We start from the raw sequence: 12,523 nt of genomic DNA, 5'->3' as shown, positions 1-12,523 counted from the left end.
AATGCGTATTTCGACGAATCAAATTTATCAGAATAGCTTGAATAGTTTATTGAACAAACAAGAGCGAGTAGCGAAACTTCAGGAGCAACTCAACGAAAATTTTTTAAAGGTACGATACTCATCTGACGATCCTATCGCGTTCGCACAGATTGAACTCATGAATCAACGAATAAATACTACTCAACTTCTACAAAAAAATCGTGAAAGTGCTGATAGTGCGTTAAGTATGGAGGAATCTATTTTAAATGATTGCACCATCAGTTTACAACGCTTACGAGAAATTCAAGTTAAAGCTGGAAATTCGACATTATCAGAACAAGATCGTAAAGCATTGGCCATTGAGGCCAATATTATATTGAAAGAATTGCTTGATTATGCGAATGCCAAAGATATCAATGGCGATTATATGTTTAGTGGGGGACAGACTTCTACTTTGCCTTTTTCAATCAATACTTCGGGGCAATATGTATACAATGGTGATAGTACACAACGTTTTCAGCTTGTAGGAAGCAGCCTACAAATGGCCATAAACGATCCTGGGGAGGATCTGTTCATGCGTATACCCAATGGAAATGGAAGTTTTACAATCAAGCAAACTGCAACGCCAAATACTGGAACTGCTTCATTAAATACGGGTTCATTAATTACCCCTTCAGCGTATGTACCGGATGATTACACAATGAGTTTTGCATTGAACTCCCAGGGAAGTTTGGTCGTCATGGTTAGTGGTGCAACGAGCGGTAATGTTATCCCTCCCACGGGTTTACCGGATGATGCACCTTTATATCAAGATGGAATGACGGTTAGTTTTAATGGAATGGAAATGGCTATTTCGGGTTTGCCGAATGCTGGTGATTCTTTTTTAATTACTCCATCTCAAAATGAATCAGTTTTTGCCACTATACAAAACATGATTAATAATTTAAATCAACCTTATTCAACGGCCACCGAAAAGGCAGCAGCTACGACTGTAAATAATCAAATTTTAGCCCAAATAGATAGTGCTTTGAGTACCATCCTTGATGCCCGAGCCAATCTGGGAGCACGTTTAAATCAGTTGGAACATGCTGAAACAGCAAATTCCGATGTAATTGAGCAAAGCCAAATAATTTTAAAGCGCTTGCAAGAAGTAGATCCTTTAGCTGCTGCAACGGAGTTCAAACAGGAACTGTACAATTTAGAGGTCGCACAACAAAGTTTTGTGCTCATTCAGGGATTATCTCTTTTTAATTTTATTTAATCTTTGGATTGGCATACTCATAAAACAATTCCATACTCAGATTTCGTTGTCCTTTGGCTTTGAGTAGAAAAGGGAAGTCTGCTTAATTCTGCTTTTAATTCATTACCCAATTAGTGCATATCATTGTGCCAAGAATATTTTTCTTTGGAGCCATGGCCTAATCTATCACGCATCTTATCCTAGTTCGAACGTAGTAATTCCATAAATTCCTTCGGTAGACAGTTTAGGAGCTCCTTTTAAATACATTCTTGCTGTTTCGAATATTTTGGACATCTTAAATTTATTAACCAAATGAACGGCAAAAGGATTACTCTCGACAATATCTAGAAAGACAATCTCTCCTTGAGCGTATTCGACTAATTGTTCAAAAAGTTTCTGGGCAATAGTAGGTGTATCTGCGAAGAGTGGGCCTATTTTATAACCCTCAAAACATTTTCTGATTACTCCATAACCCATGAGCTGTCGTTCCGAAACAAAACCAAGTGCTAATGCAGTATTCTGTTTAATCCATTCTGAAAGAAATTTAGGTCTTGATGCAGGAAAATACTGCTTATCATATTGAATTAGTTGTTCAAAAGGTACGGTATTCAGATCAACTAAGTGGGGATCTACTTTTGGTCTTAATCGGGGATGCTTTAAAGCATAGCGGGCATTGTTATGCGCAAGTCGATAACCAATGTGCGCATAGTTATTGACCATAGAAAATACCCCATCAATCCCCGCATTGCGATTATTAATATAGTTAAGACGAGCAGTAGTTAACTTCATTCCGTATCCTTGAGAACGATATTTTTTATCAACGATATAAAGTCCACAAAAAGCAAAGTGTGCGTCATAAACTACAGCGGAACCAACTGCAATAATTTGATTATTTAATTTACCAGCAAAGAATCCTTGAGGATCAGCTTGGTAAAAACATTCTGCATCATTTAATCCTGGGTTCCAGCCTTCTTTTCGTGCCCAATCTATAGCAATTCCAACTTCTTCACGGGTCATTCGTTCGATATGATATTGGAGCATGATGTTACTTCTATGAAAGTATATATATTAAAGTAAATATCAAAATAATAACTAAAGCAAACAGGATTCTTTTATTTTTATGCGATAAATTTCAAATACTATTTAATCGTTTTAATTTCATTTTTCACTATATTAAAGAGATACTAAATACTAAAAATTCCTGTATCATAATTCTCTTTAGTCTATGTAAGGAAGCATTATGAATTTCAATATTAGGAATACCCTAGGCCCCTTATTTCTCATTCTTTCATGCCCTGTTTTTGTTATGTTGATGTGGTACACCAATACTCAGCTCCAAGGGTCCTTGTCTGCTTTGTGGGAGTTAATGATTAGGGATGGTTTTTACCAAACAGTAGTTTCTGTTTGGAAACCGTATTTTTGGGGGTCTGCAATAGCTTGGAAGATTATTTTAATTTTTACGGTATTTGAACTGGCTTTAATGAAAATTTTGCCAGGTAAAAAATTTGAAGGACCTATTACACCCAAAGGGAATATCCCTGTTTATAAAGATAATGGAGTCCTGGCATTTATTGTCACAATGACAAGCTTTTGCATCGCATCGTTTGGCTTCAATCTATTTTCAGCTTCTATACTTTATGACAATCTGGGGGCTCTTTTTGGCGCGTTGAATTTATTTAGCCTTATCGTTTGTGTTTTTTTGTATATTAAAGGACGTTTTTTCCCTTCATCGACAGATTCAGGTATAACAAATAATATTTTATTTGATTACTACTGGGGAACAGAGCTTTATCCTCAAATCCTGGGATGGAGCATCAAAAAATTCATTACATGTCGTTTTGGGATGATGAGTTGGGGGCTGTTTCTTATTTCTTATTGTGCCAAGCAAGCTGAGTTAGGCGGATTATCTAACTCAATAATGATTTCAGTCCTCCTACAATTTGTCTATCTGAGCAAATTTTATATGTGGGAAAAAGGCTATTTACGCTCTTTAGACATTATGCATGATCGAGCCGGTTTTTATATTTGCTGGGGTTGTATGGTATGGGTTCCTTGCGTTTATACTTCTCCAAGTATGTATCTTGTCCTCCATCCAATCAATTTATCTTTTGTATGGGCTACTCTCATTTTAGGGTTAGGTTTTGCGAGTATAATTATAAATTATCTTGCGGATAAACAAAGACTTATTGCGCGAGCTACCCAAGGTGAATGCAAAATTTGGGGTAAAAAGCCAGTTACGGTGTTGGCTCGTTACGAGACTACAGAAGGTGATAAAAAACAAACCATACTACTGGCTTCAGGGTGGTGGGGGATAGCCAGACATTTCCATTATATTCCAGAGCTGGCCGGTACTTTTTTTTGGTCCGTACCTGCTTTATTTGACAATTTTGCCCCGTACTTTTATCTTTGCTTTTTAACAGTTCTTTTATTTGATAGGGCATTTCGTGATGATAAGCGATGTTCATCTAAGTATGGTCATGATTGGAAAAAATATTGTGAATTGGTTCCCTATAAAATCGTTCCCCTCGTGATTTAATATATGAATTAGAATTCGGTTTATTTCCATACTCCTGGGTAATAGCAAAGCGTCTATCCGGGAGTTTCCTAACTCCATATCAAATAAAAACATTTAACTCTAAATGAGGAGCGATATGCTTTTTTATGTTTTATTTATTATGGGCATTGGTTTTGTTCTGAAAATTTATCAGATATATCAGAATGCATCTGCTGCACGAATCACCTATCCCTCTGCAATGAGCTATCTTTCGTTAATAAAAGATATTACTCTTTTAAGAACCGATCCTTCTGCGAAAACTCAATTACAAACACGTTTTATGACCTTTATAGCTGATCTTGGTTCTCACTCACTTGATGCACAAGGTTCGGGCATTGCGTATTTTAAATTACCTGATCTTACTCCAGTATTCGTATTGTCAAACAAATCTGCAATTCAACAACTGTACGCAAAATCTAATGAAAAGAAATTCGGACAAAGACAGTTTTTTCGACGTTTAGCAGTGATACTTGGCTCTGGTAACCTCATGTCTTCTATACTAGGTTCGGATACTCATTCAAGGATTCGCCAATCCATTCTTTCCCGGAATGAAACAAATAGACCTCACGTAGCCAACATGGTTGCCGCATTTTTTAAAGAATATGAATTGGAACAAGGTCAGCATGGAAGACCTCTTAGTGAAGTAATGGATAAATTGTCCAGAAGAGTATTGCTCACAACCTATTTTGGAGAGGGTATTATTAAATCTTTTGAAACATTTTATCATCCAAGTTTAACGAAAGAGTTAATTGCTTGTCTTTTTAGTCTAGATCCTATTAAGGATAAGGAGAAAAAAAATCTTATATCTTTAAGAGATAAAACATTTAAATTAGCTTGCCAGGTTATTTTCTCATCCGCTGAATTAACAAAACAACTAATGGAAAAACAAAGTTGGCTTAATTATTTGCTTACAGTCAGAGTAATAATGAGTACTGATGTAAAGAGTCAATTGCAACAACTCGGAATAGATTCAGAGCAAGAATTAACAGCAGACCAATGTGAATCATTGATAAAGTATTCAATAGAACATGCGGACACTACCTTATTATCAAATTTAGTAAGGGATGTGGTGAATGAAAGTTTATTCATTCCATTATTAGGTTTTGATGCCACAGCCACTGCATTGATTACCGCTTTAAGAATCGCACTTCAGGATAAGCGCATTTACACCATAATAAAACAGGAAATTCAGCAAAAAATTTCTACAAGCGAAGCTTTTGAATTACATTCTCCTTGGGATGCCCGCACAGACAAAGGGGTTTCTTATGCGGAAGCTGTTCTTTTGGAAGCTTTACGATTAGCTCCACCAGCTCCTATTGTGCCAGAAATAGTACATGAATCCATCAATATTGACATAGAGGGTAGCTCACTCACCTTGCCTCCAGGGGCTCTTGTATTTATTCCTATGCAAGGAGTACACACACATGCAAAATATTTTCCTGACATTGCGCTTTCGAGTGAAGGACAGCGAATTTTTGGTAAAAAAGTAATAAGCGCTAACGATATTTTTCCAGAGCGATGGGGTCCAAAAAACAATTCTGACGAATTTTACAATGCGCATTTTTTTGCTGAAACCCCTGTATCCTATGTTCCAAATACCATGGAGAAAGAAGGGCAATTATTACCCTTTAAAACTGGAGCACGTCGTTGTCCAGGCCTTCGAATTGCAATGACTGAAGTAATGGCTTTATTTCGTATGCTAGCTGTCTATAAATTTGAGCTCACAGCCGAAGAGCATTTGGAGTTACACTTTAATTATGAGACACCATTACAAAGGAATGGGGGAATGGGGTTGCTAACAATTAAACCTCGTAAACAATTGGAGTTATGGGAAGACCCTTCACCTTATATTGAAAGCAGGGTCAAAGGTCTTAATTTTTTTCCTGATTCTCCATCTAAAGATAAAATAAATGGTTCCTGTTTTTATATATCGAATAGCCGAGTCTAGTTGTTGGGGCAAGCGAAGCATCAATCAGGGGTTTTCATATTAAATCCGGAGATGCTTCTACATACAAAGTAATTGTTCATCAAAAATTAGGAATTGAGGCATAGCACGCTAATGAAATACCCCATAAATGAATGTAATCACCAATTAATATATTTTTTAGATACCATTGGGGTAAACGTTCATTTCTTATATCGCTTTGTAAGTATTTGATAATGGGGACAAATGCGAGAACAAAGAAAACCATGAAAACATGATAAATAAATATGAGTTCCTTGCTATTGCTGTATAGATAGGTTTTATATTGCATTTTCCAAAGACTGATATAGATAATGATGAATGAAAAGAAAAATACTTTAATGATGCTGGTTAAATCCGTCATAAAAGGAAGTTTTTTTCGACTGGATACAATGTTTTGTCCCGGTGGAGCCAGTGCATTAAAGGAAATGCATTCTATAAGGGCACTTACCAAAAAAAATATGCAGTAAATATAAATACTGGTTGTCGTTAAGGATGGCATAGTTTAAATAGGAAACGAAGCGGCTAAAATAATAAAAATTTGCTTATAATTTTACCTCAACAACGACTCGAAGTCGATGCCTTTTTTTTAAAAAAATGCTTAGCAAAAGCATTTAAATAAATAGAAAAAATAATTTGAGTCAAGACTGCTTTTTTGATTTTTTATTTGCTAAGATAACTACGGCTAATTTCTTATCTATATCTAATCCTTGTGGATATTTATTCAACTTTTTTTTAAATTTAAATTCAAGCAAATTTGAATAACCATTGCTGCGTCTGTCTTTTTTTTCATTTTGGGGGTGCTTTGTATCCTTAAAGTTATTCACATTTTCTGTGGATAAGTCTGTTTATAGTCTGTCGAACTCTTGTAAACTTTAAGAAATTCAATGATGCTGCATATGTTCGATTTTTTTCTAAAAAAATAATTATTGATAAAATAAGCACTTGCACTCGTGGAGCTCTATTTCAGAGATCAACTAATTTGTTGAATAGAGGCAAGTGAAAACAACAAAATTTAAATCACTTCCTGAGCATGTAAATAAAACACCTGTTGGCTCATTTGAATTTTCCGATAATAGTATTTTATGCATTAATTTCATTCCGCCAGCGGAGTAGCAATTGTTGGATAAGCTACTAAAAACATTACCTATTGTTTTAATTTGTCCAGAATGCTCATAAGCCTCTGCGCATTGGGATGATTGTCCAGAGGGCGGGGAGAGTGCTTTTTCCGCATAGGCATTTTGATAGATTAAGGAAAATATTAGAAGTAGTCCTGTAATATAGTTCATAAGAGTCGTCCTTGTACGATAATTTTCTTTTATTATAGATTTGAATTTAAAAAGTGAGAAATGAACTTTTGGGATTATTGTCTTTTTATAAAATAGTGTCGTTTAGATATTGAATTAGTGCTGCTGATTAACATAAATGATTAACATAAATATTCAAAGCCCCATAGCCTTCTTAGGCTTTGAATATCAATCAATGCTCTTAGGAGATACTTGTTAGAGAATCTGGCTACCAATATAAATACTCGCGGCAGCTACTCCTGTTGTAACTACTACTTTAGTAAAGAAACCACACCATGATTCAACAGTTTGTTCGTTTTTTTCTTCATATTGTTCTGCTTCTTTAGGCAGATGATGATTTTTGTCGATTTGTTTTCCAAACTGTCCATTAAGAAAAGGGCAACCATCTATGGAAGAGTCTTCTTTATTAGACTCTATAGGGATTAAAGCGTAATTGGTTAAATCACAAGGTACTCTGTAAGAAAGTTCTTTGTAGAGTGAAGGAGCTATCTTTTGGATCACTACACTCAATCCACCATTAATTCCTCTTGAGTGTGCTTTACTTGCAGACGTTTGTTCAAGTTGCTGCAATAGTTCACCCACATTAAATAATCTTTTAAGAGCGTTTAGAGCATCCGGATCAATATCTATAGACTCGCCATTTTCTAATTGGTGAACGATCTTAATAAGATGTTGCGTACCAAATTCCTCTCTGAGGTAAGCAATAATTTCTTCGCAGTAAGGAAATTGTAACCCCAGAATTGGCCCAGATTCATTGCTAGGTAAATGAGAAACTTGTTCCCGAAGATTTAAAAATAAGCTTTCATCATTCAAAATAAGTTTGAGGGCTTGGACATTAGGATGTTCATCTTCATAAAGTACTGCATCTCGCAGCAACTGTTCGATGATCATTTGTTCAGAAACAAGAAGAGCTATTGATAATAATGCAGCTGCATTTTTGGGGTTTGTTAAATCAGGATTTGCCAACTGCCCATTAATTCGAACATCAATTAATCCTTCGTCAATCGAAAGGGGATTGTGTTGATCCAAATAAAGCGCAGGGGTGCCATTTTTTTTCTCTAAATCAAAAGCATAGATAACCGCTTTGAGCGTATTTTGATTTGCTGGATAAGAGTTCGTTAATTGTTTTAATAAAGGATGTCTTACACTTTGTGCTAGGGTTGCTTTTAAAGGTTGGATCATTTCAAATGCAAGATTTATGGTTAACAGATCATCTACAATATTTTTATCCTCTGCATCTTTTTGCATTTGCTCAAATACGCGTTTTGTTGTCCTTGAGTCCATTAGTTTTTCAGGATCAAAGCCATATTCTGTTTCTAGAATTTCAAGAAGGATATCCATCGCGTTGAATGAGCGATTCTGTGTATGCAGGATGTGTTCATTTCCTTTCATTAAACCCAGCATTAACAATTTTCCTTGGGCTTCAGGTAAACGTCGAAAACCACTTTTTGAGATTCGTATCACACGAAATATATCTTCAGCGTAACCATGCTCAACAAGTTTTTTATTATCCTCTTTGATAATCCATCCCATTGGTGCTGGCTTTTCATTTACATTAATTACCAGACCATTGTTTTGATAAGTTTGTGTATGTTCAGGATCAAGATCGATTTTAGTAAATGATGGAATAGTGGATGTTTGAATCATAATTCCTGAACGGGTCTTAACAACTTTGTTACCCTGTTCGGAGATAATTTCAAACTCACCGTTCTCCAATTCCTCAGTTATACGTTGATATTGTTGGGGATCCACTCCTATGGGATGGCAAAGATAAAGAAAACCTTGCTTGGTTAATTGACTACTTAGATTAATTCCCGTTTGCCAGACTGAATAATGTATGGTGTCCCAAATTGATTCACCTCCATGCAAATCTTGGGTGTTAGGATATTTGAGTGGCTGACTTCGCTCATTTAATATTTTTCCTTTCCCTACAATATAATGACTGGATTGTTCTAAAAATTTCGTCGCTTGGGAGACTGGTGAGAGTGCTTTAGAAAGACCAAATAAATCAAGTTCATTTTTCCCTTCGGCAGTATGCTCAGTGGAGTTTTCTTGATAGTCCTTTTCACAGACGGGCTCAATTAAAGCAGCAAACTGAGCCAAACTTAACTGTAATCGAATGGCTAATGCCCCCATTTCGGAAAAATTCTTTCTTAATGCCTCCATTCCATGAACAGAAGTATCATCATATTTAAATCGTGTGCCGGTATATTTAAGTGTAAAGCCTTTTATCGGATCCTGTTTTTGGAACATTCTTCACCTGATACTGATTTGATCTAAAAGGTTTTAAATTATACCGGAGCAATCTTAACGAATTCTTAATTGATCTCGATTAAGCTATTTTTTTGATCATTATGGCGGTGGTTCGGGCTTATAGAGTAATTAGCATCAGATCCAGATTATTCATATTCCGGATTTTCATTACCAAATTTAGATCAGGATGAATGATAATAAATTAAGAATTTAAGGGTAAACCTTTTATTGCAATACTAGAAAAACTACTATAATTAGTCTAGCTGTAAATTAAATGAGCATTAAATAAGGAGCACATCATGAAGGGAATATTAAAGGTCATCATTTTAGGTAGTATGTTTGGACTATCAAATTATGCAATGGCTGCTGACACTACGGTAACCACTACTAAGAAAACAACCGTGAATGCAAGTATGTGGATATGTACAACCAATGCCAGTAGCGCAACATCAGGCTCGCCTGATGAACAAGCAGATCAAAAAATGTCCAATACTGCGGCCGCTGGAACTTCTGCATTTGATTTTGCGATGAAGCATTGTCGTGACTGCACAAAAATCACATGTGAACTGCAAACAAAACCTGCAGAATAGTGTGATTTCTCTGAGATAATTCGGTTTTTACACCGAATTATCTCTCTATCTTATTTTCAATGCGTTTGTCAGGAATGAACCAAATTATGGCAACAATTACATACAAAATTTGGGAAATCCATGTAGAAATATAAGCAAAAGGAATGGCAAAAGCATACAAGGCTATGGAAATATTTCCCTTATAGTCTTTTCCAATTGCTGTTGCCACTAGCGATTCTGCGCCTTCATGTGAGATAAGTACATGGACGAGTATCGAATAGGAAATAGCAGCCATTAATAGAACTATTCCATAAACTGAAGTTGGTGTCGCATTAAAATGGTTTTCTCCCATCCATCCGGTTGCAAAAGGAAATAGTGAAATCCAAAACAAAAGATTCAAATTTGCCCAAAGCACTTTCCCTGAAATACTCCGGGCAGCGGTGAATAAATGATGATGGTTATTCCAATAAATACCAATATAAATAAAACTGAGTACGTAGCTTAGGAAAATGGGGCCAAGTGGGGTTAGACTCACGAAGTCATCGCCGTGCGGAATTTTGATTTCTAATACCATAATGGTAATGATGATCGCGAGTACACCGTCGCTAAATGCCTCTAATCGTGTTGTTTTCATCCTTAGTCCCAATGGAATGAATTAATTAACTTGATAGTGGATTATACAACTCCGTCTATTCTCGCAAATTATGCTGTATTCTAAATTGTAGAACAGGTTTTTATGTATCATACGAATTATTTTGCAATAAAAATACTTAACATCTTTCGAGATAACAAAAGATGCTCCCCATTACCCGACAACGCAGGATGCCACCACTTCATAGTTCTAATTGTGGGGATTTCAATCAAAAAGGGAGCACTTATGGGGTTTTGTTTCGAATTTCACTTAAGAGAACAATAAATTGCCACTTCTTATATTTTATAAATAAATATAACAAAAACAGGGACTTATTTTTTCAATAAATACGCAGAATCCTTTCTATTTTTGGAAAGATTGGTTTTCCTATACCTTTTTAAGGACATTTTATAGGGGAAGTATTGACGCTGACTGAAAAATATGCAAAATTGATATTTTGTTTTCACTTATTCTAAAATGTGTATCTTTCTAAGGTAATTGATTATGGGTTCAAGTTGTAAGCATGCCAAAATTTCATTATTTAGCGCAACAGCATTGTCTGCTACCGCTATGGTTGGTTCTGGATGGCTCTTTAGCGCTCAATTAAATGCTAAAATTGCCGGAAATTATGCCTTCCTTGCATGGGTTCTGGCAGCCTTATTAGTAATGGCTGTAGGATTATGCCTCGCGCAAGTTGCATCCATCTATCCTGTGCGTGGAGCAACAGCTCGCTCTAGTGCATTATCGCATAATGGTATTTTTGGTATGCCGTTTGCCTTTGCTAACTGGTTTGGCTTAATGGTTACTATTGGTACCGAGGCTCAAGCAACGACACAATATTTAGCTGCTGCAATTAAAAGTGATGTTCTAATCGCAGATAACGTCCTAACATTTTATGGTAAATTATTTGCTTTAAGTATCTTAGTCATTTATTTATTTATTAATTATTTTGGTATTAAGTTGTTAGCCAAAATTAATAATACAGTCACCGTAATTAAGATTCTTAGTCCGATTTTTACAATTGTTATTTTCTTGATCATGCGTTTTGATACTAGCAATTTTAGCTTGGCTACAAATACCCAATATGGCGTGGGTTCAGCAATTACCGCAATCATTTCAGCGGGGTTAATCTATTCTTACAATGGGTTTCAGTTGGCAGTGGCTTTTGCCAGCGAAATAGAGAATCCAAAACGGAATATACCTCTATCAATCGTTCTTTCCATTGTAATTGTGATGTTTGTTTATATGTTATTGCAATTATCATTCATGGGTGCTGTACCCCACGACATGTTAGCAAGTGGGTGGAGTTCCCTCAATTTCCATTCACCTCTGATTAATTTAGCTATGTTACTTGGGGTGAATTTTTTAGCGATGATCTTGATTGCCGACAGTGTCGTGAGTCCATCAGGCACAGGATACTCATATCTAGGAGGCGCTTCTCGGATGTTCTATGCTATGGCAAAAGAAGGTCAAATGCCAAAGAAAACCATAGGCAAATTACATCCTGAATATAACTTGTGCCGTCGCTCTTTGCTCATTAATTTTACTCTTACTGCAATATTTCTCTGGAATTCTGATAGTTGGGCCTCATTAATGGTGATTGTGACTGGATATCACTTAATAGGATATATGGCCGCACCAATTAGCATGGGAGCGATTAAGCCAAATACTAGATTATTCGGCTTAATCATTTTTTGTATCCTTGGGGTAATGATGAGCACACTCCCCGCGAGTGACTTTTTAAAGATGAATTTGTCGATTTCAATTTTGATGGTAATTTATGGATCAATACAAATTGCACGACGAATGAAAGTCACAACATTACTAGTCTTATCAACTCCTTTTCTTACTTATCTATGGTTAATTTATTTTTATCAAAATATTTATTACATTTCGTTAATGTCGGCTCTTTTTTATGCATTAATCACGCATAAAGAATACGTAAAATTGTGTAAAAATACTCAATTCATTAGTGATGATGCTGCTGATATTGCAGTGAGTGTGGATCAAGCTCAACGTGCATAATA

General features: G+C 35.9%; 9 protein-coding genes. 5 read left to right on the top strand and 4 right to left on the bottom strand.

Annotated features, from left to right (window positions below):
• Nucleotide 1: 1 nt before the first annotated feature.
• The gene (flgL, locus tag ACWTE2_RS01860; protein WP_454783911.1) at nucleotides 2-1,240 is read left to right on the top strand and encodes a flagellar hook-associated protein FlgL; all 1,239 of its coding nucleotides are present in this window, start codon (nucleotides 2-4) and stop codon (nucleotides 1,238-1,240) included.
• Nucleotides 1,241-1,414: 174 nt separating this feature from the next.
• Here the strand turns inward: flgL and ACWTE2_RS01855 are convergent, their stop codons facing one another.
• Nucleotides 1,415-2,260, bottom strand: a complete 846-nt coding sequence (locus tag ACWTE2_RS01855; RefSeq protein ID WP_454783910.1) for a GNAT family N-acetyltransferase — start codon at nucleotides 2,258-2,260, stop codon at nucleotides 1,415-1,417.
• 199 nt (nucleotides 2,261-2,459) lie between these two features.
• Here ACWTE2_RS01855 and ACWTE2_RS01850 point away from each other — a divergent pair, with 199 nt between their 5' ends.
• A complete protein-coding gene (locus ACWTE2_RS01850; protein WP_454783909.1) occupies nucleotides 2,460-3,755 on the top strand; it encodes a phosphatidylethanolamine N-methyltransferase family domain-containing protein in 1,296 nt (431 codons plus the stop codon).
• A 115-nt stretch (nucleotides 3,756-3,870) separates the two neighbouring features.
• Nucleotides 3,871-5,721: a cytochrome P450 gene (locus ACWTE2_RS01845; protein ID WP_454783908.1), complete on the top strand. Its 1,851-nt coding sequence runs from the start codon at nucleotides 3,871-3,873 to the stop codon at nucleotides 5,719-5,721.
• Between the two features lie 992 nt (nucleotides 5,722-6,713).
• On the opposite strand, the gene ACWTE2_RS01840 is transcribed toward ACWTE2_RS01845, so the two are convergent.
• On the bottom strand, nucleotides 6,714-7,025 hold the full coding sequence (locus ACWTE2_RS01840) for a hypothetical protein (protein ID WP_182390870.1): 312 nt from the start codon (nucleotides 7,023-7,025) through the stop codon (nucleotides 6,714-6,716).
• A gap of 213 nt (nucleotides 7,026-7,238) precedes the next feature.
• The gene (gene ceg17 / locus ACWTE2_RS01835) at nucleotides 7,239-9,296 is read right to left on the bottom strand and encodes a Dot/Icm T4SS effector Ceg17 (protein ID WP_454783907.1); all 2,058 of its coding nucleotides are present in this window, start codon (nucleotides 9,294-9,296) and stop codon (nucleotides 7,239-7,241) included.
• A gap of 299 nt (nucleotides 9,297-9,595) precedes the next feature.
• Here ceg17 and ACWTE2_RS01830 point away from each other — a divergent pair, with 299 nt between their 5' ends.
• On the top strand, nucleotides 9,596-9,886 hold the full coding sequence (locus ACWTE2_RS01830; RefSeq protein WP_454783906.1) for a hypothetical protein: 291 nt from the start codon (nucleotides 9,596-9,598) through the stop codon (nucleotides 9,884-9,886).
• Between the two features lie 37 nt (nucleotides 9,887-9,923).
• Here ACWTE2_RS01830 and ACWTE2_RS01825 read toward each other — a convergent pair whose 3' ends face one another.
• A complete protein-coding gene (locus tag ACWTE2_RS01825) occupies nucleotides 9,924-10,499 on the bottom strand; it encodes a TMEM175 family protein (RefSeq protein ID WP_454783905.1) in 576 nt (191 codons plus the stop codon).
• Between the two features lie 501 nt (nucleotides 10,500-11,000).
• Between ACWTE2_RS01825 and ACWTE2_RS01820 the strand changes: the two genes are divergently transcribed.
• Nucleotides 11,001-12,521 (top strand): APC family permease, encoded by a 1,521-nt coding sequence (locus tag ACWTE2_RS01820; protein ID WP_454783904.1) that lies wholly within the window; start codon nucleotides 11,001-11,003, stop codon nucleotides 12,519-12,521.
• Nucleotides 12,522-12,523: the final 2 nt, after the last annotated feature.

The sequence above is a fragment of the Legionella nigrisilvae genome (assembly GCF_977063395.2).
Note: the sequence above shows the minus strand (reverse complement) of the source record. Positions and strands in the feature narration are given on the sequence as shown.